This window comes from Candidatus Amarolinea dominans (assembly GCA_016719785.1).
Taxonomy (GTDB): Bacteria; Chloroflexota; Anaerolineae; order SSC4; family Amarolineaceae; genus Amarolinea; species Amarolinea dominans.
In genome coordinates this window covers 163,346-189,328 of the sequence record JADJYJ010000030.1, presented here as the reverse complement: position 1 = coordinate 189,328, position 25,983 = coordinate 163,346, and the positions used below count along the sequence as shown (strand labels likewise).

Here is a 25,983-nt window from a genome sequence, read left to right as displayed (position 1 = left end):
TCTTCGCCACGAATTTCACGAATTGACACGAATCTTGCCGTTCGAAAGGCGGGATTCGTGTCTTTTTTTGCCAGAGTTCTTGCCACGAATTTCACGAATTGACACGAAAGACAGAGAGCAATTCGTGAAAATTAGTGAAATTCGTGGCAGAGAAAGCTAATGTCTTGTCTGGGTTCCTGTGCAGGTCTGGTTGAAGTGACCTGCTACGTACTGCACATCCCAGATGTCAATCAGGCCGTCGCTGTTCATGTCGTGGCGAGCGACGTAGCCGGGCTGACCGCTGGCCGTGCCCCAACTGCCGGCCACTAACATCACATCCAGCAGATCAATCAGACCGTTGTCGTCAATGTCAGCCAGGCAGGGGACGGGCGGCGCGGCCAGGGCCACGTTGGACATGGCGCTCAGGTTGTCCTGCGCGTCGAAGCTGAAAATGGCCGCGTAGACCGGAGTGGTGGCGCCGGTGGCGATGGTCCACATCTGGCGCTGCCCAGGCGTGGCCGTCAGCGTGGGGCCAACCGCGTGGGCGGCCCACCAGTTCATCACCGCGGGCGACAGTGAGTTCGGCTCGACCAGCGGCCGATCGCTCCAGACGATGTGATAGCGCACCGCGTCGGTCGGCGCAGTCCACAGCAGGCGCACCGTGCCGGTCAGACTCTGGGCCACCAGGTCGCCGATGGCCGGCGGCGGCGTGCTATCCGGTCGCACGGTGTGCTTGACAAACAGGTAGTAGCGGCTCTCGAACTGCCCGCTCCAGGCGTTGAATTCGCCGTAGGGCGGCTCCCCGCCGTTGATGCCGCCGGTGACGTACTGGTTCAGATGCGTCAGGATGGGCTGCCGGCCGCTGTGCCAGTAATACCAGGCCACCGGGTCCACCAGGGTCAGGCTGGTGCCGTTGGAAAAGCCCACCCCGCCGCCGCGGGCATCGAAATAGTAGGGGAAGTTGCCGAAGTTGTAGTTCCACGCCACCAACCCGCTGAGATAGCTGAACCCCTCCGCGTAGGCCTGCCAGTCCCCGCGGGCGCGCATCTCTTCCAGGTAGTCAACCACCATGCGCATCAGATAGCCGGTCTGAAAACCGCCGCCAGATTCGCCCGTTTCCGGCCGTTGATCGCCGTAGAAGCGGTCCTGATCCGGGCGCAGGGTGGTCAGCAGGTGGGTGCGCAGGCGGTCGAGCTGGGTGACATCGCCGGCGACGCGGGCAGCCTGCACCACTTGGTTGAGCGAATGGCCGCGCGCACGGCTGTTATTGTCTGGGAAGGGGTCCAACTGCGCCAGGCGCACGCGGCGGAACTCGGCCACGAAGCGATACCAGTCGCGTATCCAGGGATTGCCGGTGAGCCAGTAGGCGTCGGCCACATGGTAGGTCCAGCCGTGCTGATCGTCGCGTGCCCTGTAAACCGGATAATCGCCGACGGTGTCGGGTAAGGGGGGCGCGGCCAGGGGCGACACAGAGCCTTCATAGATGCGCCAGCGTCCGCCGCAGTAGGGATTTTCTGAAAGCTGCAACTGCGGCCAATCTGCGTCGTGCGTGTAACCGGTGAGCCATTCGGGCCGCAGATTCAGCTCGCTCTGTCCGTGCTCCGCAGCCTCGAAGAAATCGGCGGGATTGCCGGTGGCGATCAGATGGGTGGCGGCGTAGGGCCAGCCGCCGGCCGTGCAGGCCACCGAACGGTAGCCCGGCTCCGGATCCCAGAAGTTGATCCAGCCTGCGCCATAGTAGGCGCTCTGGGGATCGTACCAGTCTTCTGGATCATAGCCAGGCGTGTTGTAGAAGGGCAGGCGGCGGTCGTCGGCCGGTGGAATGGCGACGGCCGGCGGGATGACGCCGCCCAGGTCGGCCGTGGCGTGGGTTTGGCGATACCAGTCGGTGGGAACGACGGTCACCGGCGGAAACTGCCAGGTGCGCGCCAATCCCAGCAGCGTGGCGTTGGCGGCGCCGGGGCCATGAAACCAAAACTGCGTTTCCTTGAGGTAGTGCTGCATGTCGTCCAGCCAGTAGATGCCGCTGGAGCTGAAGCCGCTCTGGGCATTCTGCGTGTACAGGAACGACAGCCAATGCGCGCTCCAGGCCGGCCACAATTCCAGGCTGAGACGATTTTGCCCATCTACAGCCAGGCCATTGGGCCAGGTCTGCCAGAAGTTGCGAATGGCCGCGGTCACACCGACCTGGCTGTCGCTGATGTCCAGGAAGCCCTCCGGCCCTGTGCCGGCCGGCAGGGTGGCGGAATAGACCTGCGTCGGGCCGGGCTGGCTGTAGATGGCGAAGCGATCGTGCATCTCCTGGGCCAGGTACGCGCCGCTGCCGCGGCTGCGGGTGTGAACGCTGCCGTTGCCCAGGCCAAAGCGCAGGGTGGGGTTGCCCTGCAGGGCCAGGCGCAGATCGAGCCGCTGCGACTCGAAGTAGAGCGGCCAGGAGCGCACCACGGTCTTGTCCGAATTCTGCAGTTGATAATCCACTTTGAGCATCGCCTGGCCCGCGTAGGCGTAGATGCGCGCGGCAAAACCGTGCAGATGATTGGTGGTGGAGACGAAGCGCGCCGGCGCCTCCACGCGCACCACGACCACCAGCGGCCCGCTCTGCTCGATCGTCACGGCCAGGTCATTGCGGCCGGCGTCGTACTGCACTGCGCCGGCGCCCGCGCGCGGGGTGAAGACGCCGCCGTTCTGCCCGTGCGGCGCCACGATCTGCTCACCCGCCTCGTAGATGCGATTGCCATTGGCGTCGAACCAGACCGCATCGAACAGATTGAAGGCGGCGGTGTTCAGGCGCAGCCGCAGCGGCCCGGTGGTGATCGTCAACGCCGCGCCGGCCTGGATCAGGCTGACCGGCTCGGCCGGCGCGAGCGGCCCGCCGTCGCCAAAATGGTAGACGACAGCGCCATTGGCGGGAACAGTAGCCTGAAAATGAACCTGTACATGGCGCAGGCTGTGGTCGCCGGGCCAGTGTTCCAGCACCTCCACCTGGGATGGGACGCCGGCCATGCCCAGTTGCAGCGGGTTGGTATACGCGCCCTGCGGCAGCGGGATCACCGCGCTGACCGGGTAGTTGGCGATGGCAACGCCGACGTTTTCTTTGACCGTGAGGGGAACATCGAGCAGGGTGGGTGAAGGGGGCGCGGCGGCAGCCGGCCGCGCCATCCACGCGCAGAGCAGGGCGGTCAGCAGGAGCCATGCGGTCGCCAGCAGGCGGCGGCGCCTGGAATGCGGCCGCGCCGCGCGCGGCGCGGCGAGATCAGGCGCGGGGAGCGGAATCCAGAAGCGGTGAAGACGCAACACCATGACAACCTCCCCAGGGAGAAACGGCTCAAGACACATTCGGCAGCCTGAATGTGTTCATTCGGTTCATGGGGTTATCAGTCAGTCATTGCCCTGGTCAGGCAACAGGCAGGGCGCCAAGCGGGCGAATCTTACCGTTTCTTAATCCGGCAGGAGAGCTTTCATCTTACTGAACATGAACTGCGTGGCCCAGCGGGGGTTGAGCCGGTACAGCAGGTCCATCATGCGGGCGTCCTGACCGATGAACACCTGGAATTTGTTGCGCACCATGCCGTTGATGATGGTTTCTGCGGCCACAGCGGCCGTCGTTGCGGAGAACTTGTGCGCCTGCTCATTACCGAGGCCGGCGATCACCACGCCGGAGTTCTGCGCAATGTTGGTGGCAATGGCGCCCGGGAAGACCACCGTGACATGGACGTTGGTTCCGATCATCTCGGCGTAGAGGCCCTCGGTCAGCAGCTTCACGGCCGCCTTCGAGGCGCCGTACATGGTCTGGCCCGGCACCGGGAAGAAGCCACCCATGCTGGAGATGTTGACGATGTGCGCCTCCGGGCGTGCGAGCAGGTGGGGCAGGAACGCCTTGATCATGTGAATCTGTCCGTACAGGTTGACATCCATGACCCGCTTGATGGCATCGAACTCCAGGTCCTTGATTCGCACAAAGGGCTGGATGATGCCGGCGCAGTTGATGAGGCCATCCACCACGCCATGCGCGGCGATGACTTTCTCCGGCAGCGCGTTGACCGTCTCGCGCTCGGTCACATTGACCACATGCAGGCTGATATGGCCCTTGTGCGGCCCGGCCAGGCCCTGCGTTTCTTGCAGGGTATTCTCGTGAATGTCAATGGCAGCCACATGCGCCCCGGCATTCACCAGCCGCAGGGTCAGCGCCCTTCCGATCCCACTCCCCCCGCCGGTAACCACAATCACCTTGTTCTGAGTTTGCACGTTGTACCTCACTCCTTCAGAAGATTGTCGAGCACATGTCGTTCGAGAAACGGTAGTATCCGGCTACAGAAAAATGGGCTTCTAAGCGATGTCATCTCTGGTTTTACTCCTTCTTGCAAATCTGTTTGGTATTGCATATAATACTGACTAGATCGGAATTGTCTTTACGCAGCGATGAAGACTCATTCGATTGGTAGCCACACAACAAGTATGGACAGCTAACGTGACGATACCACAGATCGTGTTGAATCTACGCCTACCGACCTCCATGCATCAGCAGTTACGCGTCCTGGCAGAGCAGGAAGGCGTTTCGATCAATCAATTTGTCACGCTTGCCATCTCGGAGAAGATAGCGATAATCAACACCCAGACCTATCTGCAAGAGCGCGCCAGGCGCGGCAGCCGGGCGCGGTTGCTGGCCATACTTGCCCAGGCGCCTGATGTAGAGCCAGACGCCGCCGATCAATGGCCGGCACGTCATTGATTCCCTGCTTCATCTTGTTTGACTCCGTTGAGAAATGTGACCAGCAGGCGCCTCTCTTCGAGGGGGGTCGCCGATCTTATTCTTGGAGCATTCATCTCATTACTCCAATCCAGTCAGTCGCTTGAACTCATTACTCTCCCACATCCGCAACAGGTCCTGTTGATATTGTGCGCCCCGCTCCTTGATCAGTCTTTGGGCTCGCATGGGTAAATCGCCCTCAAGCATTAGGTGTCTGTTTTTTCCTTTTATTTCGAACCTCAGTCAAGGAGCTGGCCTTATAATCCAGATCGTACAGGTAGTTCAACAGGTCTTCGCAAATTTCAATTGCCAATCGCAACTCGTCTCGTGCAGGAGCGCTTAATTCATGTGCGGCTTCATTCCCCATAAATCGGATGCTGTGAAGGTTCGATACAATGTTCTTGGGAAGTAGTCCCGAGAGGCTTTCTATCTTTTTCTCCAGATTACCGTTATCTATTTCTCGATCCGCAACAATACCCTCAATAAGCGCACGTATTCCAATAGCGCACAACACTCCCATGTCATTGTTGAATGCTCTGAGCACTTCCCGATATATTCCATCTAGTTTGGGTGGAAGTCGTTTGAACTGTTTTGTCTCAATCTGCAAGTAACCACGATCTGGATAATATCTTGCTTCATACTCGATAGTATCAGCGAGGACCTCGCCGTCTTCATCCAGTGGATAAATAGCGAAATACTCTTCTAATGTTCCGTTTTCACATCCAGCACAAATTAGAAGTCGGAAACCCGTTACCTCACCTTCTTCAGGTATATCATCGTCTTGGTCAACGTGATAGTGATCAGCTATGCATATGTGGTTCGTTTCTCGCTTGCACGAATTGCAGAAAATGCTCTTGGTTTTAGGGAGCAAAGTGGATCGTGTCATATCCAGTGTCCTTTCTTTTCCCCGTATGGGTCACTAACGCCGAGATGACATCAGGTCGCCATGCTTATCCAAACCTGTATGGCAGTTCCGAAAATTCCGACGCCACCGGTTGGATGCGCACCATCAATTTGACGGCTGAAAGTGGTTGATCACCGCCACAGAGGCTTTTCGATTAATCGATCGAAATCTTGAGGAGATACCATGTCTCATTACTATGTCTATACTCCATCACACATACGTAATCAGAGCGAATGATTGCGCCAAATGCATTTTGTGCATCAACCTTGCCGACCACAACCCAAACACCATGGCCAAGCACCCGTGACGAATCTATGTCAAGCAATTTGAACGCAGCGCCATCTTTTCCTACAAATATTGCAGTATCCCAGTCATCGAAGAAACCGCCGAATTTTGCCGAGGCTGGGGACAATAACCTTTCCGTGACAAATTGCTCACACATGAGTTCTGCGAAAGATTCGTTACTAATATCAGGTGTATTTGTCGGTCTCGGAGTCACGGTAGGTGTTATTGTCGGCGTATTTGTCGGACGTGGCGTGTTGGTGGGTGTTGGAGGTACAGTCTCGCTTTCAGGTATTTCTATACCGGATTTGAGTGAAATCAGGCTTGCACTGACCCACTCTCTTCCATTCCAGTTTATGAGATACCAATTCTTACCCGCTTTGGCGTAAATCGGTAATTCACCACCTGATAGCGTTTTACCCACGACATCATAAAACTCACCTGGCCCACCAAAAATTTTTCCGTCTACAATGACCGAAGCTAATGTTACTGGGGTAGGCGTTGCAGTACTGGTAGGTGTGTTTGTAGGTGTAGGTGTAGCTGTTGCAGTGTAGGTTGGAGTAAATGTGTTGGTACTTGTAGGAACGATGGTCGGCGTTACTGCGATTACCTTTTCTACAATGAATGCGGCCATATCTCCCAAGGATATGTTTCTATTAGAGGTCTCGAGTTGTAGGCCTTGAGTCTGCGGTGAGACATCAAATACCAAAAACGTTCCTACGCTTTCATCTGGTTCAAGACATTGTCCTCTAGTACTTGGATAGCCCAGGCCATCTAGGTAGGTTTTGCTTAAATGAGAGGCGGCATCTGTATCAATAGTATAGTTCTTTTTATTAGTGTTATTGGCGAGAACATATTCCTGAGCTTCAGTACATGCCGTTTCATTACTCGGATTAGTCAAGGAACCATGAATGATCAAATAGTAATATCTAGGATTGTCTCCTTCTAACTCAGACAATACTTCAATCTTCTCAATCACAAAATCCAGGTTGTTCTTTGTTTGGAAATTTTCGGGTAATGAGATGTCTATCGGTCCAATATTCTCGGGTAACACCCGTTCTTTACGCACGCTTGTTTGTGCCCAAATACTACAACCGCAACACAGAAGGATCAGTACTGCGATGCTCCCGAGTAGGAAGTTTCTTCTTCTGCGATGCTTATTTGTTTCGGCTCGTTGTTCTTCGGGAGTTAATGACACCAATTTCTCAGCCCTTATGCGCTCCTTTTCTTCCCGGTCCTTTTTTCTTTGTTCGGATCTGGTTCTTGCTTCTTGTTCCCTTCTAGCTCTATCTTCACCTTCTTTCTTCCGACGTTCCTCTGCTAATTTCCATTGTTCTTCTGACCTGATTGCGTCTTGCTCACGTTTCTTCTCATCTTCCAAGACCTTGCGTGCGCGCTGCTCTGCTTCGAGCAACTCTGCTTTGATTTGGGCATCTTCAAGCTGCATTTGAGCAAGCAGGGCATTCGTTTTTGGTCTCAATCTCGCAAGATTGCTTTCGGCCAATTCAATCTTCCATTTTGCCCCAAATCCACTAGCGTTGGCAATTATTACTTCTTGATCTGCTATTTCCTTCTGCAACTCAGCTATTTTGAGATTGTCCCTAGCACGTTTTAGTTGATATTCCGTATTTTCGAACTTTGACATTGTATTGAATCCTGCGTAATGAATTAGCCACAGAGATCAGGAATGCGAACGAATTGAGCAATACCTGCGCCGCATATGAGGTACTCAAAGCGCCATTAACCTTGGCAACGTTGGATTGGAGATGAGCATGCAGGCTTTGGGTGATGGCGGCTTAACCATCCCGTAAACTCGGTTACTCACATACCCAAACCTTCATTGGCACAGTAAATTCGGGAATCACCCAATCACTTCTTGTTCCTCATTTGCTTTAGTTCATCTTTCACCTTGTGAATGTCTCTGCGAGGGAACACCTGCTCAACGAGCAGGTAAGTAAACTCAACGATCTTCTGGGCCTGCGACAGTTCTATTCCTTGATCGTCTTTGCCGGGGTGTGCGCCGATATTTCTCCACTCCTTGACTTCGCTCATGGCGTTGAACAGATCTTCGCTAACCAGTTTTCTGTCCTTCAGTTCGCCGAGCATCGCGCCTAACATCATTGTTTTGTCTGGCTTGATCCCGAAATCAGCCGCGAGTCTCTCGATTGCTCGACCGCACATTACTGCTGCTGCGTTCGATGCTCCCACTGCAAGACAGTCTCCAGCCTCCTCCAAATCGTACCGTATGGTAACCGGTACGTCTCTGCTCAACTTGAATCCGTGAGGATATTGCCCCATTAACTCTATCCACATTGGGGCAATTGATCCTTCTTCTTCGCTAAAACCAGGAGAAAGAACATGAGGGTGTTCAGCGAGAAATGGTTCCAATTCTGATTCTTCCATTGAACCGCCGAAATCTTCTTCCTTCACAGAGAACACAAGCAGATTGAGCATTCTGCAATTTCGACATTTGAGTACAGCAATTGCCTTACCTTCCAACAAGTCCCCATATACGTGGCGTGTCTCTGAGTGATCAGCAAATACGATGTCATACCCTGATTGTGCAAAGCAATAGCCACACATAAAGCCGCGAACCATACTTTTGATGTTTTCTTGCATGGAACCGATATCTCTTTAGTCGTGAATAGCGAATACTCAAGAAGCATGACCGATAACAACGGTGAGAAGAAGAGCTTACAAGAACCTCCGTGAGTTTCGCACATCCGTGGTTGAAACTCGGTTGGGCAAATCACAGCGATTCAACCGCCCATTCATCTGAAAAATCATTGAGACCGTGACAGTTCCGCACTTGCGTTGCAAATCGTTCAGGAAACCCACCGGTCCCGCCAGGCGCAGAACCTTCTGTGACTCATGCCTGGGAATACATCCATTTCTTACATCTGTCAAACACGTTTTTGCGGGCATGCTTCGGCGCATTAACGCCTGTATTAACGCTTTCATCGCCGATTCATTAACACCCCGCGGCTATCATAGTTGCGCCAACACGGCTTGTTTCGCCAACATCGGGTTCTCCTTCATCCAGGGGTGGTTCGCGTGTCAGCCAACGGTCACTCGCCCAACTCAGCGCCGCGGCGCATCATGCAGGTTGATCAGATCACGCTCAACTTCGGCGGCGTGCGCGCCATCTCTGGCGTCAGTGTGGATGCCTTCGAGGGTGAAATCCTCGCCATCATCGGCCCCAACGGCGCCGGCAAAACCTCCATGCTCAACTGCATCAGCGGCCTCTATCACCCGCAGGCGGGCCACATCCGTTTCTTCGACCAGGCCGGCCGCCAGCATGAAATCACGCACCTGCGCCCCGCGCAGATCGCCCGCCTGGGCATTGCGCGTTCTTTTCAGAACATCGAGCTTTTTCGCCACATGACCGTGCTCGACAACCTGATGCTGGGACGTCACGTTCACATGAAAAGCGGTGTGCTCAGCGGCGGCCTCTACTGGGGCTTTGCCCAAAAAGAAGAGATCCGTCACCGCCAGGTGATCGAAGACATCATTGACTTTCTCGAAATCGAGCACATCCGCAAGAAGACCGTGGGCACCCTCTCCTACGGCCTGCAAAAGCGCGTGGAGTTGGGGCGCGCCCTGGCCGTCGAACCGACCATCCTGCTGCTCGACGAGCCGATGGCCGGCATGAATATCGAAGAAAAAGAGGACATGGCCCGCTTCATCCTCGACATCAACGAGGAGCGGGGCATCACCACCATCCTGATCGAGCACGACATGGGCGTGGTGATGGACATTAGCGACCGCGTTGCGGTGTTGGAATTCGGCATGAAGCTGGCCGAAGGCACGCCCGACACGGTCAAAGCCAACCCCGAAGTCATCCGTGCCTACCTGGGCCAGGATCACAATATGCGCCCGCACCTGTAACCACCGATCTCCGGTCCCAATCATGAACCATCAGCAAACGACACCGAACCTTGCATCTACTCCCCAAACTTTCCCGCAGTTGCTGCTGGCGCGGGCCAGCCAGTATGGCGAGCGCAAGGTGGCCCTGCGCGAGAAGGAGTTCGGCATCTGGCAGGCCACGACCTGGGCGCAGTATGCGCGCCATGTCAAGTATTTTTGCCTGGGGTTGCTCAGCCTGGGCATGCAGCCGCGTGACGTGGTGGCGATTGTGGGCGACAACCGCCCGGAATGGCTTTTCGCTGAACTGGCCGCGCAGGCCGTGGGCGGCTTCAGCATCGGCATCTACCAGGACGCCATCGTCGAGGAGATGGCGTACGTCATCGCCTTTGCTGAAACGCGCTTTGTCGTGGTCGAAGACCAGGAGCAGGTGGACAAGCTGCTGGAGATGTGGGATCAGCTCAAAGATCACGTCCACAAGGTGATCTACTACGACCCACGTGGCCTGCGCAACTACACCGAGCCGTTCTTGCTCTACTTTCCCGATGTGGAAAAACTGGGCGAGGCCTACGAGCAGGATCACCCCGGCGCGTTCGAGGAACGCGTGGCCGCGGGCCGCAGCGAGGACATTGCCATCCTCTGCACCACCTCCGGCACCACCAGCAAGCCCAAGCTCGCCATGCTCACCCATCGCAGCATGATCAGCATGGGGCGCAACCTGATGTCGGTGGATCCCCTGCACGAGACGGACGAGTTCATCAGCTTCCTGCCCCTGGCCTGGATCGGCGAGCAGATGATGGCGCTGAGCTGTGGCCTGACCATCGGCTTTACGATCAACTTCCCCGAAGAACCGGAGACGGTGCAAGAGAACATCCGCGAGATCGGCCCCAGCGTGGTCTTCTCGCCGCCGCGTATCTGGGAAAACATGCTCAGCCAGGTGCAGGTCAAGATCGAGGACAGCACGCGCTTGAAGCAGGCGGTGTACCGTTGGGCCTTAGGCGTTGGCTACACCATGGCCGATGCCCGGTTCCGCAAGCAAACGCCGGGCGCCGGCCTGCGCCTGCGCTATCGCCTGGCCGACGCCCTGGTCTTCAAGATGATCACCGATAAACTGGGCTTGCGCCGCACCCGGCGTTGCTACACCGGCGGCGCTGCGCTGGGGCCGGATGTCTTCCGCTTCTTCCATGCCCTGGGCGTCAACCTGAAGCAGATCTACGGCCAGACAGAGATCAACGGCATCGCGGTGGTGCATCGCGACGGCGACATCAAATTCCAGACGGTCGGCCATCCAATTCCCGAAACCGACGTGCGCATTGATGCCAGCGGCGAAATTCTGGCCCGCGGCCCGGCTGTGGCCGAAGGCTACTTCAATAATCCCGTGGCCACGGCTGAGAGCTTCCGCGATGGCTGGCTGCACACCGGTGATGCCGGTTATTTCGACGACGACGGCCATTTGATCGTGATTGACCGGGCCAAGGACGTGATGACCCTGCACGACGGCACCAAATTCAGCCCGCAGTTCATCGAGAACAAACTCAAGTTCAGCCAGTACATCAAGGAAGCCGTGGTCTTTGGCGGCGACTGGCCGTTCATCACCGCGATGGTCAACATTGACTTTGCCAATGTGGGCAAATGGGCCGAGAAGCGCGCCGTCACCTACACCACCTACACCGACCTGGCGCAGAAACCGGAAGTCTACCGGCTTATCCGCCAGCATATCGAGCAGTCCAACACCGATCTGCCGCCCGCGGCGCGCATCAAGCGCTTTCTCTTGCTGCACAAGGAACTGGACGCCGACGATGCCGAGCTGACCCGCACACGCAAGGTGCGTCGCAGCTACGTGGCCCAGCGCTACGAAGACATCATCAGCGCCCTCTACAGTCAGAACGATCACCTGGACATGGAGACGACCATCACCTACCAGGATGGGCGCACCGCCCGCCTGCGCACTCGCCTGCGCATCGAAACGCTATAATTCTCGATCTCTGATCTCCGATCTCCGATCTCTAACGAAAGGCCAACATGGATCAATTCATTCAGCTCTTGTTCACCGGCTTGACCAACGGCGCGATCTATGCGTTGGTGGCATTGGGCTTCGTGTTGATCTACAAGTCCACCGAAGTCATCAACTTTGCCCAGGGTGAGCTGCTCCTGGTCGGCGCCTATCTGACTTTCGGCCTGATGGCGGACTTTGGCCTCGCCTGGCCCCTGGGCGTGCTCATCACCCTGGTTCTGGCGGCCGTCCTGGGGGTCATCATCGAGCGCCTGGTGTTGCGCCCCCTCATCGGTGAGCCGATCATCTCGGTCATCATGGTGACGATTGGCCTTTCCAGCCTGCTGCGCGCCTTCGTCAGCGGTATTTGGGGCACGGCGCCGCGCAGTTTTCCGGCCTTCATCCCCAGCGCCACGCTGCGCATCCTGGGCGCGGCCGTGCCTGGCGACCGCCTGGTGGCGATCGGCCTGGCGGTGCTCTTGCTCACCGCCCTGACGCTGTTCTTCCGCCGTTCCAGTGACGGCATCGCCATGCGCGCGGTGGCCGATGATCAGCAGGCCGCGCTGAGCATGGGTATCAGCGTCAAGCGCATCTTCGCCATCGCCTGGTCCATTGCCGCGGTCACGGCCGCCATCGCCGGCATCCTGGTGGCCAACATCGTCGGCGTCAGCGGCGCGGTCAGTGGTATCGGCCTGCGCGTCTTTCCCGTCGTCATCCTCGGCGGGCTGGACAGCATCCCCGGCGCGATCGTGGGCGGTGTCATCATCGGCCTGCTCGAATCGTTCGCCGGCGGCTATCTCACCTCTGGTCTGGGCGAGGTGGCGCCATTTGTCGTCCTGGTGCTGATCCTGATGGTGCGGCCCTACGGCCTGTTCGGCGAAGTCCGCATCGAGCGCGTGTAGTTCTGCGGAGAGAAGGAAAAACAGCGTGGAATCTGGCATTTTTCATACCACCTACCAACAAGACCTGACCTTGCGCCGGACCCCCGCGCAGAAGGTGCGGCTGGGGCTGTTCATCGCCTTTGTGCTGATCTTCCCCTTCTTCGCCGACAATTATTATCTGACGATCGCCAATCAGATTGCCATTGCCGCGGTCGGCGCCGTGGGGTTGAACATCCTCGTTGGCTTTACCGGGCAAATCTCACTGGGGCAGGGCGCGTTCATGGCGGTGGGAGCCTATACGGCCAGTTTTCTCACACTGCGCCTGGGGCTGCCGTTCTGGCTGACGATCCCGCTGGCCGCGTCGGTCACCGCCGTCGTTGGCGCCGTCTTCGGCGTGCCCTCCCTGCGCCTGAAGGGTCTCTACCTGGCGATCGCCACCCTGGCCGCGCAACAGATCATCGAGTGGGTCATCACGCACTGGGACGCAGTGACCGGCGGTGTGGAGGCGCTGGTGATCCCCGCGCCGATGCTGTTCGGCCTGGCTCTGAATACCCAGTTTCGTTTCTACTGGGTTTCGGTCACGGTCGCGGCCATCACGGTGCTCTTTACCATCAATCTGTTTCGCACGCGCGTGGGCCGCGCGTTCGTTGCCATCCGCGATCAGGACATCGCCGCCGAAGTGATGGGCGTGGATATCTTCCGTTTCAAGGTGTTGGCCTTTGCCGTCTCCTCTTTCTTTGTGGGCACGGCCGGCGCCCTCACCGCGCACTACACCACCATCATCTCCTGGGAGCGCTTCACCATCGAGACGTCCATTCTCTACCTGGCGATGATCATCATCGGCGGGCTGGGGTCTGTGTCTGGTTCTGTCTACGGCGCCGCGTTCATGACCCTGCTGCCCGCGGTGATCTCGAACCTGGGCCGCGCACTTGGTGGTGTGCTGCCCAGCCTGGGGCAGATCCTGCCCTTCATTCAGCAGGCCATCTTCGGCCTGACCATCATCCTCTTCCTCGTCTTCGAGCCAGAGGGCATCGCCAAGCTGTGGCGTGATGTCAAGGATTATTTCCGTTTGTGGCCGTTTAGTTACTGAGAGGGGAGGATAGCCATGTTGGTGCAAGAACGGATGACAGGTAATCCGATTACGGCAACGGTCAATACGTCGCATAGTGAGGCGGTGGGGCTGATGCGGCAGCACAGGATTCGGCGCCTGCCGGTGCTTGATCTGGCGGGGCGTCTGGTGGGCATTGTGGTGGAGAAGGACATCTTGTCAACGGCGCCCTCACCGGCTACGGTCCTGAGCATCTACGAAGTTCATGCGCTGCTCAGCAAGCTGCGCCTGGCCGACATCATGACGACGCCGGTGCTGACGGTGACTGAAGATTGTCCGGTGGAAGAGGCGGCGCGGATCATGATTCAGCACCGCATCGGCTGCCTGCCGGTGATGCGGGGCGCCACCCTGGTTGGCGTCATCACTGAAACGGACATCTTCAAGACCCTGGCCGAGGCGCTAGGCGCCGGGGAGCCAGGCGTGCGCATCACCGTGCGCACCCAGCGCCAGCGCGGGGTGCTGCATCACCTGACCGGACATGTGGCCGACGCCGGCGGCGCCATCGCCAGCATGCTCACCATCAATGAACCGGATGGGGAGCACAAGCGCGTGACGCTCAAGGTGCTGGGCGCGCGTCCCGATCAACTGCAAGCCGCGCTCAGCGCCTATGCCGATCTCGACCTGACCGACCTGCGCCTGATCGAGAAACCGTTCGAGCCATTGCCGCTGGGCGTCTGAATGGCCGCCGGCTCTGCTTTCTCGCCCCCCTGGCCCCCAACCGATGAATCTGCACGGTGTACAATTTGGCCTGCCCGCCCAGGCTTACCGGAGGTGTTAGCGCATATCACAACGATCCGTTTTTTAGTTCACGCCCCCAGTGTCGCTTGCCGCGAATCCTGGGTACACTTAGCAGGACGACTTGCAATGACTGCTTGCAATGACTGCTTGAAAGGTAACTGCTCAGCCTGCCTGGAATTCAGACAGGATTCACAGGATTGACAGGATATCCGCCCCGGCTTTTGCACTCCCCCTGAGGTGAGCAGTTACTTGAAAGACTGTTTGAAATGGAGGAGATACGATGAAGACACGTGCCTTGAGTCTGTTGACTGTTCTGATCGTCCTCAGCCTGCTGCTGAGCGCCTGCGGCGCTGCGCCGCAAAGCGGCGAGCCGATCAAAGTGGGTGGTATTTTTGACCTGACCGGCGCAACGGCCGATGTAGGCGTGCCGTATGCGGATGGCTTGAAGGGTTATGTGGATTGGATCAACGCGAAGGGCGGCATCAAGGGGCGCAAGATCGAGCTGATCGGCAATGACTACGCCTACAAGGTGCCCAACGCCGAGCAGTTGTACTCGCAGTATGTGACCCAGGACAAGGTGGTGGCGATCCAGGGCTGGGGCACCGGCGACACGGAGGCGCTGCGCACCAAAATCGCCACCGACAAACTGCCCTTCATGTCGGCTTCTTACTCGGCCAACCTGGTCGTCATGGCCGACGCACCCTACAACTTTCTGATCGGCACCACCTACTCCGATCAGATGGTCATCGGTTTACGCTGGGCGCTGCAGGACTGGCAGGCCAAGGGCGGCAGTGGCAAGGCCAAAGTCGCCTTTTTCTACAACGATAGCCCCTTTGGCAAATCGCCGCTGCCGGCCGGCAACGAATTTGCCGCGGCCAACGGCATGGAAGTGCTGGAAGTGGCGATGCCCCGCGGCGCCACCGACCTGACGCCGCAGCTGTCCCAGGTACAGGCCTTCAGCGCCAACTACATCATCATCCAGAACACGTCCGGCCCTGGCTCGTTGGCGGCCAAGAACGCCAAGGGGCTGGGCCTGAATGCGCAGATCATCTGCCTGAACTGGTGCGCGGACGAAAACCTGATCAAGCTGGCGGGCGATGCGGCCGAAGGCGTGGTTGGTACGATTCCCTTTGCCCCGCCTGGCACTGGTGTGGCCGGCGTCAAGGACATCGTGGATTACACCAAGAGCAAGAGCATCAACCTGGAGGAGAAGGGGCTGCATTACGTCCAGGGTTGGTGGACCATGGCCGTCATGGCAGAGGGGATCAAGCGCGTGCTGGACAGCAACAAGCCAATCACCGGTGAGAACCTCAAGGCCGCCCTGGAGACGATCAGTAACTTCGAAACCGGCGGCGTCACCTCGCCCCTGACGTTCACCGCGACCGATCATGCCGGCAACAAGGCCCTGCGCCTGTATCAGGTCAAGGCCGGTAAGTGGGAATCCATCAGCGACTTCATTGGCGCCAAATAACGCCGCCGCCGAGTGAATTTGCGGCGAAGGGGCGTGCCGCCGCCAGGTTGGCCTGCGCCGACCGGCATCGCGTCCACGCAGGTGATTGGGACACGGATCAACGCGGGTTTACACGGATCGTTATCACATCCGCGTTGATCTGGGTTGATCCGTGTACCAATCCTATCGGGCCATGTGAGGTGAGGAAGCGCGCTATGCTCGTACTCAATAACATCGAAGTCATCTACAATGATGTAATTCTTGTGCTCAAGGGCATGTCGGTGCAGGTGCCGGAAGGGCGCATCGTTGCGCTGCTCGGCTCCAACGGCGCTGGCAAGACGACCACCCTCAAGGCGATTTCGGGCCTGCTCAAGCCGGAGGATGGCGCGGTGACCGATGGCAGCATCGAGTTTTTGGGCACACGTATTGATAAGCTGGACGCGGCCGACATTGTGCGCCGGGGCATCTTCCAGGTGATGGAAGGTCGCCGCGTCTTTCCACATCTGACCGTGCAGGAGAACCTGCTGGCCGGCGCGTACACGCGCCGTGACCGCAGCCAGGTACCGGCAGATATCGAGGCGGTCTACGCCTATTTTCCGCCCCTCAAGGAGCGTCGCGCCAAGACGTCGGGCTACCTCTCCGGCGGTGAACAGCAGATGCTGGCCATCGGCCGAGCCCTGATGGCACGCCCGCGCCTGATGTTATTGGATGAACCGAGCCTGGGCCTGGCGCCGCTACTGGTGGCCGAAATCTTCGACATCGTCAAGCGCATCAACCAGGAGCAGCGGACCACGATTCTACTGGTTGAGCAGAACGCACGCCTGGCCCTGAGCATCGCCGATTATGCCTACATCATGGAGAACGGGCGCATCGTCCTGGAAGGCGACCCGGCCGCGCTGCGCGACAACGCCGATGTGCGTGAATTCTACCTGGGCCTGACCGACGTCGGTCAGCGCAAGAGCTATCGGGAGATCAAGCACTACAAACGGCGCAAACGCTGGCTGAGCTGATTCAAACCGCGACGCTTTCCGGCATGGGCCTTGAGGTTTTCCTGGTACTCTGCTATAATGCGGCCATGACCGAGGATGCACAATCCTCCGAGACGTCTGCTTGCCCCAGCCCTCCCCATTGATGCAAGAGTGGAAGCCAATGCCGCAACAAGATGTGCTGACCAACCTTTCCGCAGGCCTCGAAGCCAACCTGCGCCGTCTCAATCCGTGGTGGCGAGGATTACCCCAGGCGCCGCTGCCGCCAGTGAAACGATGGGCGTTTCCGATTGCGCTTGGACGCCTCAAGCATGGCCCGACGAAAGTGACGGTAGTGAGCGGTCCTCGCCAGGTGGGCAAGAGTACGCTGGTGCTGCAACTCATCCAAGCCCTTCTCGCTGAAGGCGTCTCACCAGATCACATCTTCTACATCCAGTTCGACGACCTGCCCGAGCTGCGGCGGATCCAGGAACCAATCTTGCGGTTGGCCGACTGGTTCGAACAGGTCGTTCTGCAGCAGACCTTCAACCAGGCTGCGCAAGAAGGGCAGCCCGCTTTTCTTTTTCTCGATGAAGTTCAGAACCTGGACGCCTGGGCGCCCCAACTGAAGTTCCTGGTTGACACCAGCGCTGTGCGCGTCCTGGCCACAGGCAGCTCGGCGCTGCGCATCGAACTTGGCCGCGACAGCCTGGCCGGTCGCCTCAGCACATTGGACATGGGGCCGCTCTTTCTGCGCGAAATCCTGGAGATACGCGGGGAAGGGCACATCGCCCCTTTTCTGCCGTTCAACGGGCTGGCTCCGCTCAAAGACAAGAACTTCTGGCTCGCCCTGCGCCAGCATGGCATGAAGCACCGCATCTTGCGCGATCGAGCCTTTCAGGCATTTTCCGAACGCGGCGCGTACCCGATTGCTCATGCAGCCGCCGAGTTGCCGTGGGATGACCTGGCTGACCTGCTCAATGAAACGGTCATTCGCCGCGCCATTCAGCACGATCTGCGCGTCGGTCCGCGGGGCGCCCGACGAGATGCACAGCTCCTGGAAGAAGTCTTTCGCCTCTCGTGCCGCTACATCGGTCAATCGCCCAAGCAGTCTCTCTACCTGGACGAGATTCGGCGCACCCTGGCCGCCAACATCGGCTGGCAGCGCATCCTGGCCTACCTCAAATTCCTGGATGGCACCCTGCTGATCCGCCTGATCGAACCGCTGGAGCTGCGCCTGAAGCGCGCCCGCGGGCCGGCGAAACTGTGCCTGTGTGACCATGCGCTGCGCGCAAGCTGGCTGCAGGAGGTCGTTCCCTTGCATCCAGGCGGACTGGAGCAGCAGCCGCATCTGCGCGACCTGGCCGGGCGCATCGCCGAAAGCACAACCGGCTATTTTCTCAGGTCCATCACCGGCCTGGATGTCGCCCACTTTCCTGAGCGCGCCAGCGAGCCAGAGGTAGACTTCGTTCTCACCCTGGGCGAGCAGCGCATCCCCCTGGAAGTCAAGTATCGCTCTACCATTCGCTGGGAAGACAGCCGCGGTTTGCGCAGTTTCGTCGAGAAATCGGTCTACAACGCACCGTTTGGCCTGCTGTTGACGCTCACGGATGAACCGGCCAGCGACGACCCGCGCATCGTCAGCCTCCCCCTCTCCACACTCTTGCTCCTGCGCTGAGAGAAACGTCCATGTCTACCGACAAGAAACCCACAACGCACATCGAATTCATCCGTCACACCGACAAGCGCGCCAACATCCCTACCGAGGAGCGCGCGACTTTGGGGTGGACGACGAGCAGGCGCCCAAGAGTCTGCGCTACCCGCGTGACCCGTCCCTGGCCCCGCAGTTGGTCTGACGCGGCAAGGATGAGCAGGACGCCCAGGATTTGGCCGTGCCGTCGGTGCCGATCTACATCCAGAAAAAGATTCACCCGCAATCCATCATCAACGACCTGCTGGCGCAGGCGGCGAAGCCCGGCTCTGCGCTGCGCGAGGCCGCGGCTGGCTATCAGTTGAACCTGTTTGCCGATTTCAACGGCGGCCCGGAGGAGTTCGATCAGAAGGTCGAGTTCTACCAGCACGAGCAGAACTGGGCCAACCGCCTGATTCTGGGCGATTCGCTGCTGGTGATGGCCAGCCTGGCGGAGAAGGAAGGGCTGCGCGGTAAGGTGCAGATGATCTACCTTGACCCGCCCTACGGCATCAAGTTCGGCTCCAAGCGCGCGACCCAAAGCTTTGGCTTAAGGAAACACCGGGCGGTTCATGGGGAATCGAGTTTGGCAGCGAGCGCCGTCCCATTGAAGGCTCGGAGAAGTCAAATCCTGATCTACTTCCAGATAGTGCAAAGATTTACGCACTATCGAAGCTAACTTCCGCAGGCCCTTCGAGCACTAACCCGGGTTTTGAATGGCGGAACGGGTCATTTCTTCCTACTTTGGGAACGCACTGGAAAACTACCCTTGAGGGCTTGCGCCGCCTTGATTGGGCCGACCGCTTGGAGGCTCGCGGTGGCCCGCCATGGTTCATCAGATTCCACTCCGACTTTCCGGTTGTTCCTGTAACAAACCTATTTGAGGATACTTCTGGAAAGTCAGCCGAATCGATCTATGTGGTTCAGACACAACCGGACGTCATTCAGCGTTGTCTTCTCATGACCACCGACCCCGGCGACCTAGTACACGACCCCACGTGCGGCAGCGGCACCACCGCTTACGTCGCCGAGCAGTGGGGCCGGCGCTGGATCACCTGCGACACCAGCCGCGTGGCCCTGGCGCTGGCGCGCACGCGGCTGATGGCCGCCAAATACCCGTACTACCTGCTGGCCGACTCGCCCGACGGCATCAAGAAGGAATCAGATCTCACCGGCAAGATACCGCCCGATAACAGGACCGCAGGCGACATCAAGAAAGGCTTCGTCTACAAGCGTGTGCCACATGTCACGCTCAAGTCCATCGCCAACAACCCGGACATCCACGAAGGCATGACACGCGCGGAGATTGATGCCGCCATTGCCCGCCACACCGAGAGCGAGCTAAGCTGCCCAGTGGAAACGGGCAGATCCTCTCCTACTCTACGTCAAGCCAGTAAGCTGGGCAAGTCGCACATTCGGCCCGGCCTGCCGGGTCAGCTTCAGCGAGTTGTTGGGTGGCCCTCTCCCTTGCCGCGACGCGTGGGACGACAGGGAGAGACGCGCTAGAGGTCGTGGGCATACGCCTGGATGTCGGCCCGCGATGATAGAGCGCCGATCTGGTGGAGGGCAATCTTGATTATCGGGTCAAGCCGACCAAATATGGCCGTGTAGTCGTACGAATTCCTTCTCCAAAGGGTGGGATGGACCAGCATCTTGTTGACCACCCAGCACGGACTGTCCTCCCTGGATCTGCTACCATACTCGCGTTTGAGGGATTCAACGGTGGAAGCGAGATCAGTGCTTTCAGACCATTGAGGGATTAGGTGCTCCAGGCGTATAGTGTCCTTCTCCGAGCCGCGACTGAGAATGATGTCCACGAGAACACGCATATGCAGCAGGGCGCTCTCAACAAGAGCATTCATGATGATTTGGTCGGGCTCTTTGGTGCCGACAATTCGTCGGTGCTCGACGCGAGTGAGGACGTACATCTGGGCCTCGTAGAAGAAAACGACCCAAGGATCGTTTGCATTGGATGACATTTGGGAACCCCCTTGTTGGCGCCGCTGCTGCCGCGGCGATCACGACGTGGCCGCCAAAAACGGAATATGGGTTATGCGGCGGCAAACAAGACAGCATCGCACATTCCGTAACGGTCGAGCCGCCGTATAACCTGAGTTGAACTGAGCCGTCCGCAAAGACTGGCCGCTAGGCTGTGACCGACACGCTTTACCGCCTATTATCTGACGAGCTGAACACCCGATGAGTTGATGACCGCGCTACCATCGTCGCGTTGCAGAATCAGGTACAAAGCCAGGCCGAGAAGATCACCGCCTTAGAGCAGCGCCTTGCAGAACTGGCAACCGCTACTTTCGGCAAGGATCGCTCAGGAACGTCATCTTAACGAGCCGCCTGCCACGTCTGCCTTGCCACCGCGGCCGTTGCCGCAGGTGCTGCCCACCATGCTCCCCGTCAAGCCGCCGTCGTTGTGGCGCTGGCTGTTTGGTGGTTAGTCCTCGACGAAGATGCACCCCGCCCTTTGTGGGTCAAAGCCGTCAGGCCATTTCGTCTTGGGGTTGTACCAGGCTCCGCTCAGGTTTGCCCCGCGCAGGTCGGCCCCGCTTAGGTAGGCATCGTACAGGTATGCCCTGCTCAGGTTGGCCCCGCTCAGGTTGGCCCGACGTAGGTTAGCCCTGCTCAGGTTGGCCCCGCTCAGGACGGCATCGCTCAGGTAGGCATCGCTCAGGTTGACCCCGTGCAGATCGGCTTCGTACAGGTAGGCCCCGCTTAGGACGGCATCGCTCAAGTCGGCATCGCGCAGGTCGGCCTCGTGCAGATCGGCCGCGCTCAGGTCGGCCTTGCGTAGGTCACGTCCTGCGGCGCCTTGGTTGATAATCTCCCAGACTAGTCGCCATTTGTCATCAATTTGAGTCTTGTCATCCAACCTGGTCCCTACCACGTCGGCCCATCTCAGATTGGCCCCGGTCAGGACGGCCTCGCTCAGGTCGGCGTCGAACAAGTAGGCCCAGGTCAGGTCGGCCCTGCTTAGGTTGGCCCCGCGCAGGTTGGCTTGGCTCAGGTCGGCCCAGGTCAGGACGACCTCGCTCAGGTCGGCCCCGTGCAGATCGGCTCCCGAACAAGTAGGCCCTCGCGCAGGTCGGCCTTACGCAGGTCACGTCCTGCGGCACCTGGCTGATAATCTCCCCAGACTAGTCGCCATTTGTCATCAATTTGAGTATTGTCATCCAACTTGGTCCCGATCAGGGCAGCCCCGCGCAGGTTGGCATCGCGCAAGTCGGCCCCGCGCAGGTTGGCATCGCGCAGATTGGCATCGCGCAAGTCGGCCCCGCTCAGGTCGGCCTCGCTCAGGTCGGCCTCGCGCAGGTTGGCCTCGCGGAGGTTGGCCCCGCGCAGGTCGGTCTCTCGCAGGGCCGACCTGTGCAGGTCGGCCATAAAGCAATTAGGTGGACATCCAGCTGGCGGTGCCGATATCGGTTCCGGTATCGGTTCCGACGTCGGCGTCTGTGCTGGTCCCCCACAACCGACTAGGACTGCAACTGCTGCCCCTAAGCAGAGAGCCACCATTGCTGCTTTCGTTGTAAACATTTTTCCACCCAGGTCCTTTCGCGGTTGTTGGTCCAGGCCTCTGTGTCTGTCACCGTATTTTCGGGCAGGTTACGGCGCGCCGCCGATCACGCCCGCCGTTAGGCCGGCCAGGCCGCGCTCGTCGTAGTGGCGCTGGTTGTTTGACGGTTAATCCTCGACGAAGACGCAACCCGCCTTTTGTGGGTTATAGCCGTTAGGCCATTTGGTCTTGCCGTTGTATTGGGCTCCGCGCAGGTCGGCCCCGCTCGGGTTGGTCCCGCTCAGGTTGGCAAAGCTCAGGTCGGCCCCGCGCAGGTTGGCCCCGTGGAGGTTAGCCCTGCTCAGGTCGGCCAAGATCAGGTCGGTCTCTCTCAGGTTGGCCCCGCGCAGGTCGGCCTCAATCAGGTCGGCTTCGAGCAGGTCGGCTTTGAGTAGGTCGGCCCCGCCCAGGTTGGCCCCGTTCAGGTTGGCATTGACTAGGTCGGCCCACGTTAGGTTGGCCTTGCGCAGGTCGGCCCCGCTCAGGTTAACCCTGCTCAGATAGGCCCCGCCCAGGTCGGCTCCGCTCAGGTCACGTCCTGCGGCGCCTTGGTTGACAATCTCCCAGACCAGTTGCCATTTGTCATCAATCTGAGTCTTCTCATCCAACTCGGCCCCGAGCAGGTTGGCCCCGCGCAGGTTGGCCCCGATCAGGTCGGCCCCGCTCAGGTCAGCAAAGCTCAGGTCGGCCCCGCTCAGGTTGGCATCGCTCAGGTCGGCCCCGCGCAGGTCGGTATCGCTCAGGTCGGCCCCGCGCAGGTCGGTATCGCTCAGGTCGGTATCGCTCAGGTTGACCCGGCTCAGGTCGGCATCGCTCAGGTCGGCCCCGCGTAGGTCACGTCCTGCGGCTCCTTGGTTGACAACCTCCCAGACCAGTCGCCATTTGTCATCAATCTGAGTCTTTTCATCCAACTTGGCTCCGCGTAGGTTGGCCCCGCGCAGGTTGACCCCGAGCATGTCAGCCTCGCGTAGGTTGGCCCCGCTCAGGTTGGCCCCGAGCAGATTGGCTCCGCGCAGGTTGACCCCGCGCATGTCGGCTCCGCGCATGTCGGCGCTGGGCAGGTTGGCCCCGCTCAGGTTACCCCCGCGCAGATCGGCATCGCTCAGGTTGACCCCGTAAAGGACGGCATTGATTAGGTTGACCCTCATGCAATTAGGTGGACATCCAGCTGGCAGTGTCGATGTCGACATCGGTCCCGCAGCGGTCGGTGTTGATATCGGTCCTGATGTCGGTTCCGGTATCGGTGTCAGTTCCGGTATCGATCTCAGTGTCGATATCGGTATCAGTTCCGGTATCGATGTCAGTTCCGGCGTCTGTGCTGCTCCCCCACAACCGACTAGGACTGCAACTGCTGCCCCTAGGCAGAGAGCCACCATTGCTGCTTTCGTTGTAAACATTTTTCCACCCAGGTCCTTTCGCGGTTGTTGGTCCAGGCCTCTGTGTCTGTCACTATATTTTCGGACAGGTTACGGCGCGCCGCCGATCACGCGCACAGTTAGGCTGGCATGGCTTCCCGCCATCCATCCCAGGGCAAGCATTCCCAATAGCGACCGTCTTCACCGTGGAGCACATCGCCCGGATACATCGACGTATGGAGCAGGCTAAGCGACAGAATGTACTCTCGCGCTTGCCCAGTGGGAGACCACTTCTCAGCCTGCATCAAGCAATACGAGCCATCCTGGTCGTCTGCTGCCACTTCCCGTACCCATACATGAGTTTGCGTCAGGTCGGCCCAGGTGAAAGGGGGATTACTCTCCTGACAGGTTCTGCCGCGCGAGTAAAACACCTGGTGCTTCAGTAAGCCCTTGTTAGCTGGCGCTCCGCGCATAATCAACGCTGACCCCGTCGTTCTTCGACGGCGCGCGCCCAGAACCGAAGCCTGCCGTTCGTGGCTTTGAAGTCGTTGACGTGAACGTCGAGCCCCTCGAGTCCGCGATGCCGAACGTCCTCGATGACCATTCCGTGCGTCGTCAGCGCAGCTTCCTCCAGGGTAAGCTGTTGCGGCGACCAGAACCGGAGCACTCGTCGCTCGCGGCCTCGTTGCGGCGTCAGATCAAGAAAGGGCTCGTCTTCGTTGTCAGTTGCAGGTTGAGGCCAACAACATCGTATTCCCATGTACCGCGGGAGGATAGGATGCTCGGGATCTCTTATCATTCGCGCCTCCTGCTATCGGAAGATTGTCCCGCTAACGTGTGGCCGTTCAGCGGCGGGCGAAGCCCGTCCGCTGCAGCGGCAGATTAGATGGGCCGTTGCGTAGAGCGCAATGCCGGTCTCTGCAGCCGGAGCGGTCATGGAACTTGGGTTGCCCAGGCTAAGTCCAGCGCGGCGGCCGCAAACCCATGCATGCCGGGAAAGACGGCAACTCCGTCAACGTCCCGTCGTGCGAGTTCATTCAGAAGATCGCTTGCTTTAGAGGCCGGTAGTTCCAAATCGCTTCGACCTCGCCGCGATGCACCCGGTTGCGACGACGCGGGTTGGGCTGGCTTTGGTCTGTATAGGGTGTGATTTCGGTTGCCATGGGATTACTCTTTGGCTGCGCAGCGGGCGCAGAGCGGGCCGCCGAGGATAGTTGGTTGTGGGTGAGACCCACGGTGAACCAAAGGCCACCGGGGTGGCATGGTTGTTCACACCGGGAGCAATCAGTGTTTTCAGGAGCCAGGTCACCGGGGTGCGTGGCCTGGATGTAGCCGAGCGTCATGTCGGGCGACTTCATGACGACGGCGTGGTAGGAATCGAGCGCGGCTTCCAGGATGGCGGTCTTGGTCAGGCGGGTGCGACCGGCCATCTGGACGAGTTTGGCGTCGAGGGCCGCGGTGATATTCAGCGACGTTCTGCGCTGGGTCGGCAGGCGTGCGGCGGGGCCGCGTAGTGCGGTGTCCAGGGTGGCAGTCATGGGTTCTGTTCTCCTGTCGCAGGCTTCGGGGCGCCCGCTGGTATGCACTCATCTGCCTGTATTATTGAAGGCGTCTACAGATCTGTCAAATCGGTCGCGGCGGCCTGTAGGGCGGTCAGGCGGGCGGCGATGCGGTGGCGGTGGACGGTAAGCTCGGTGATCGCCGCCTCCATCAGGACATCGGCGCCGAAGCATACGACCAGCAGTTCAGGGGAGGCGAACTCACGCACCTGGCGCGCGATGAACAAAATTGATCGGCGCGCGTCAATCTCATCGTGGTCTTTGGCGAGCCGGACGTGGAGATGCGCAAGGTTCGTCGTAACGACTTCAGTCGTTCCACGGCGGTTGGCGCCTGAACAGGACTGACTTGCCACGAATGCTACGAACGACACGAGTTTTCTGCGATCAATTCGTGAAATTCGTGAAATTCGTGGCAGCTTTCCGGCCGCATCGGTCAGCCTTAGCTTTTTGTCCTTTGTTCATCCTATGCTACAATGCCGACGAACCGTAGGAACGGCCAGTAACGACAAGGTGATGGCGCGTTGACCGCGTCTTTGCGATCTTTGCGTCTTGGCGGTTCGAAAAATCGTTCACGTCTACCATACCGGCTGATCCACCGCAGCCGGCATCGAAGGAGTCACATCGTCGCGTGCTGAAGACATTCTGGGAAAACTTCAAGTCCGTCATGCGCGCTATCGGCAATTTCCAGGCGCGCGTTTTTTTGAGCCTCCTGTACCTGGTGCTTGTCCTGCCCACCGGCGCACTGTTGCGCCTGTTTTCGGACCCGCTTGATCTCAAAGCCCCTGACCACGCTGGCCCGGTGGATACCACAACCTTCTGGAAAATACGTGAGCCGTTGAATGAAACCCTGGACGGCGCCCGCCTCCAGTCGTGACGGCACACGGCGCCAGCCACGCTGACCGGCGC

The 25,983-nt window shown here is 59.1% G+C and carries 23 protein-coding genes; 12 read left to right on the top strand and 11 right to left on the bottom strand.

Annotated features, from left to right (window positions below; translation table 11 throughout):
* Positions 1-156: 156 nt before the first annotated feature.
* Positions 157-3,279 (bottom strand): hypothetical protein, encoded by a 3,123-nt coding sequence (locus IPM84_23325; GenBank protein ID MBK9095633.1) that lies wholly within the window; start codon positions 3,277-3,279, stop codon positions 157-159.
* 138 nt (positions 3,280-3,417) lie between these two features.
* Positions 3,418-4,224, bottom strand: a complete 807-nt coding sequence (locus IPM84_23320; protein ID MBK9095632.1) for an SDR family oxidoreductase — start codon at positions 4,222-4,224, stop codon at positions 3,418-3,420.
* Between the two features lie 268 nt (positions 4,225-4,492).
* Between IPM84_23320 and IPM84_23315 the strand changes: the two genes are divergently transcribed.
* Positions 4,493-4,708 carry a toxin-antitoxin system HicB family antitoxin gene (locus IPM84_23315; protein MBK9095631.1) on the top strand — a complete coding sequence of 72 codons (216 nt, stop codon included), beginning with the start codon at positions 4,493-4,495 and terminating at the stop codon, positions 4,706-4,708.
* A gap of 217 nt (positions 4,709-4,925) precedes the next feature.
* On the opposite strand, the gene IPM84_23310 is transcribed toward IPM84_23315, so the two are convergent.
* The 3 genes from IPM84_23310 to IPM84_23300 form a co-directional block, all read right to left on the bottom strand.
* Complete coding sequence (locus IPM84_23310; protein ID MBK9095630.1) at positions 4,926-5,612, bottom strand: DUF4145 domain-containing protein; 687 nt, start codon at positions 5,610-5,612, stop codon at positions 4,926-4,928.
* A gap of 172 nt (positions 5,613-5,784) precedes the next feature.
* Positions 5,785-7,557: a hypothetical protein gene (locus IPM84_23305; protein MBK9095629.1), complete on the bottom strand. Its 1,773-nt coding sequence runs from the start codon at positions 7,555-7,557 to the stop codon at positions 5,785-5,787.
* Between the two features lie 224 nt (positions 7,558-7,781).
* Positions 7,782-8,531 carry a DUF4145 domain-containing protein gene (locus IPM84_23300; GenBank protein MBK9095628.1) on the bottom strand — a complete coding sequence of 250 codons (750 nt, stop codon included), beginning with the start codon at positions 8,529-8,531 and terminating at the stop codon, positions 7,782-7,784.
* A 480-nt stretch (positions 8,532-9,011) separates the two neighbouring features.
* Here IPM84_23300 and IPM84_23295 point away from each other — a divergent pair, with 480 nt between their 5' ends.
* The 10 genes from IPM84_23295 (at position 9,012) to IPM84_23250 (ending at position 20,107) form a co-directional block, all read left to right on the top strand.
* On the top strand, positions 9,012-9,800 hold the full coding sequence (locus IPM84_23295) for an ABC transporter ATP-binding protein (GenBank protein MBK9095627.1): 789 nt from the start codon (positions 9,012-9,014) through the stop codon (positions 9,798-9,800).
* A 22-nt stretch (positions 9,801-9,822) separates the two neighbouring features.
* Positions 9,823-11,751, top strand: coding sequence for a long-chain fatty acid--CoA ligase (locus IPM84_23290; protein ID MBK9095626.1), 1,929 nt, complete (start codon positions 9,823-9,825; stop codon positions 11,749-11,751).
* Between the two features lie 47 nt (positions 11,752-11,798).
* Positions 11,799-12,671 carry a branched-chain amino acid ABC transporter permease gene (locus IPM84_23285; GenBank protein MBK9095625.1) on the top strand — a complete coding sequence of 291 codons (873 nt, stop codon included), beginning with the start codon at positions 11,799-11,801 and terminating at the stop codon, positions 12,669-12,671.
* A 25-nt stretch (positions 12,672-12,696) separates the two neighbouring features.
* Positions 12,697-13,740 (top strand): branched-chain amino acid ABC transporter permease, encoded by a 1,044-nt coding sequence (locus IPM84_23280; GenBank protein MBK9095624.1) that lies wholly within the window; start codon positions 12,697-12,699, stop codon positions 13,738-13,740.
* Positions 13,741-13,755: 15 nt separating this feature from the next.
* Complete coding sequence (locus tag IPM84_23275; GenBank protein MBK9095623.1) at positions 13,756-14,436, top strand: CBS domain-containing protein; 681 nt, start codon at positions 13,756-13,758, stop codon at positions 14,434-14,436.
* 340 nt (positions 14,437-14,776) lie between these two features.
* Complete coding sequence (locus tag IPM84_23270) at positions 14,777-15,967, top strand: ABC transporter substrate-binding protein (protein ID MBK9095622.1); 1,191 nt, start codon at positions 14,777-14,779, stop codon at positions 15,965-15,967.
* Positions 15,968-16,161: 194 nt separating this feature from the next.
* Positions 16,162-16,956: an ABC transporter ATP-binding protein gene (locus IPM84_23265; protein ID MBK9095621.1), complete on the top strand. Its 795-nt coding sequence runs from the start codon at positions 16,162-16,164 to the stop codon at positions 16,954-16,956.
* A 139-nt stretch (positions 16,957-17,095) separates the two neighbouring features.
* Positions 17,096-18,589, top strand: coding sequence for an ATP-binding protein (locus tag IPM84_23260; protein ID MBK9095620.1), 1,494 nt, complete (start codon positions 17,096-17,098; stop codon positions 18,587-18,589).
* A 214-nt stretch (positions 18,590-18,803) separates the two neighbouring features.
* Positions 18,804-19,280, top strand: a complete 477-nt coding sequence (locus IPM84_23255; GenBank protein MBK9095619.1) for a hypothetical protein — start codon at positions 18,804-18,806, stop codon at positions 19,278-19,280.
* Positions 19,181-20,107 carry a hypothetical protein gene (locus tag IPM84_23250; protein MBK9095618.1) on the top strand — a complete coding sequence of 309 codons (927 nt, stop codon included), beginning with the start codon at positions 19,181-19,183 and terminating at the stop codon, positions 20,105-20,107. Before IPM84_23255 ends, IPM84_23250 begins: the two co-directional genes overlap by 100 nt.
* Here the strand turns inward: IPM84_23250 and IPM84_23245 are convergent.
* From IPM84_23245 to IPM84_23220, 6 genes are all read right to left on the bottom strand, one after another.
* Positions 20,104-20,580 (bottom strand): hypothetical protein, encoded by a 477-nt coding sequence (locus IPM84_23245; protein MBK9095617.1) that lies wholly within the window; start codon positions 20,578-20,580, stop codon positions 20,104-20,106. The two genes, IPM84_23250 and IPM84_23245, sit on opposite strands and share 4 nt — an antisense overlap.
* Positions 20,581-21,047: 467 nt before the next feature.
* A complete protein-coding gene (locus IPM84_23240; GenBank protein MBK9095616.1) occupies positions 21,048-21,662 on the bottom strand; it encodes a pentapeptide repeat-containing protein in 615 nt (204 codons plus the stop codon).
* Entirely contained in the window at positions 21,644-22,144 is a 501-nt protein-coding gene (locus IPM84_23235) for a pentapeptide repeat-containing protein (protein ID MBK9095615.1), read from the bottom strand. Before IPM84_23235 ends, IPM84_23240 begins: the two co-directional genes overlap by 19 nt.
* 147 nt (positions 22,145-22,291) lie before the next feature.
* The gene (locus IPM84_23230) at positions 22,292-23,560 is read right to left on the bottom strand and encodes a pentapeptide repeat-containing protein (protein ID MBK9095614.1); all 1,269 of its coding nucleotides are present in this window, start codon (positions 23,558-23,560) and stop codon (positions 22,292-22,294) included.
* Positions 23,561-24,555: 995 nt separating this feature from the next.
* Positions 24,556-25,056, bottom strand: coding sequence for a hypothetical protein (locus IPM84_23225; GenBank protein ID MBK9095613.1), 501 nt, complete (start codon positions 25,054-25,056; stop codon positions 24,556-24,558).
* Between the two features lie 74 nt (positions 25,057-25,130).
* Positions 25,131-25,448, bottom strand: coding sequence for a hypothetical protein (locus IPM84_23220; GenBank protein MBK9095612.1), 318 nt, complete (start codon positions 25,446-25,448; stop codon positions 25,131-25,133).
* A 257-nt stretch (positions 25,449-25,705) separates the two neighbouring features.
* On the opposite strand from IPM84_23220, the gene IPM84_23215 reads away from it, so the two are divergent.
* Positions 25,706-25,951 carry a hypothetical protein gene (locus IPM84_23215; GenBank protein MBK9095611.1) on the top strand — a complete coding sequence of 82 codons (246 nt, stop codon included), beginning with the start codon at positions 25,706-25,708 and terminating at the stop codon, positions 25,949-25,951.
* Positions 25,952-25,983 lie beyond the last annotated feature (32 nt).

What these genes read in the sequence shown, in the direction of transcription:
- IPM84_23260 (MBK9095620.1), top strand. Translation starts at nt 17,096, where the DNA reads ATGCCGCAACAAGATGTGCTGACCAACCTTTCCGCAGGCCTCGAAGCC.
- IPM84_23270 (MBK9095622.1), top strand. Translation starts at nt 14,777, where the DNA reads ATGAAGACACGTGCCTTGAGTCTGTTGACTGTTCTGATCGTCCTCAGC.
- IPM84_23245 (MBK9095617.1), bottom strand. Translation starts at nt 20,580, where the DNA reads ATGTCATCCAATGCAAACGATCCTTGGGTCGTTTTCTTCTACGAGGCC.
- IPM84_23290 (MBK9095626.1), top strand. Translation starts at nt 9,823, where the DNA reads ATGAACCATCAGCAAACGACACCGAACCTTGCATCTACTCCCCAAACT.
- IPM84_23310 (MBK9095630.1), bottom strand. Translation starts at nt 5,612, where the DNA reads ATGACACGATCCACTTTGCTCCCTAAAACCAAGAGCATTTTCTGCAAT.
- IPM84_23300 (MBK9095628.1), bottom strand. Translation starts at nt 8,531, where the DNA reads ATGCAAGAAAACATCAAAAGTATGGTTCGCGGCTTTATGTGTGGCTAT.
- IPM84_23230 (MBK9095614.1), bottom strand. Translation starts at nt 23,560, where the DNA reads ATGTTTACAACGAAAGCAGCAATGGTGGCTCTCTGCCTAGGGGCAGCA.
- IPM84_23305 (MBK9095629.1), bottom strand. Translation starts at nt 7,557, where the DNA reads ATGTCAAAGTTCGAAAATACGGAATATCAACTAAAACGTGCTAGGGAC.
- IPM84_23285 (MBK9095625.1), top strand. Translation starts at nt 11,799, where the DNA reads ATGGATCAATTCATTCAGCTCTTGTTCACCGGCTTGACCAACGGCGCG.
- IPM84_23325 (MBK9095633.1), bottom strand. Translation starts at nt 3,279, where the DNA reads ATGGTGTTGCGTCTTCACCGCTTCTGGATTCCGCTCCCCGCGCCTGAT.
- IPM84_23295 (MBK9095627.1), top strand. Translation starts at nt 9,012, where the DNA reads ATGCAGGTTGATCAGATCACGCTCAACTTCGGCGGCGTGCGCGCCATC.
- IPM84_23235 (MBK9095615.1), bottom strand. Translation starts at nt 22,144, where the DNA reads ATGTTTACAACGAAAGCAGCAATGGTGGCTCTCTGCTTAGGGGCAGCA.
- IPM84_23315 (MBK9095631.1), top strand. Translation starts at nt 4,493, where the DNA reads ATGCATCAGCAGTTACGCGTCCTGGCAGAGCAGGAAGGCGTTTCGATC.
- IPM84_23265 (MBK9095621.1), top strand. Translation starts at nt 16,162, where the DNA reads ATGCTCGTACTCAATAACATCGAAGTCATCTACAATGATGTAATTCTT.
- IPM84_23225 (MBK9095613.1), bottom strand. Translation starts at nt 25,056, where the DNA reads ATGACTGCCACCCTGGACACCGCACTACGCGGCCCCGCCGCACGCCTG.
- IPM84_23275 (MBK9095623.1), top strand. Translation starts at nt 13,756, where the DNA reads ATGTTGGTGCAAGAACGGATGACAGGTAATCCGATTACGGCAACGGTC.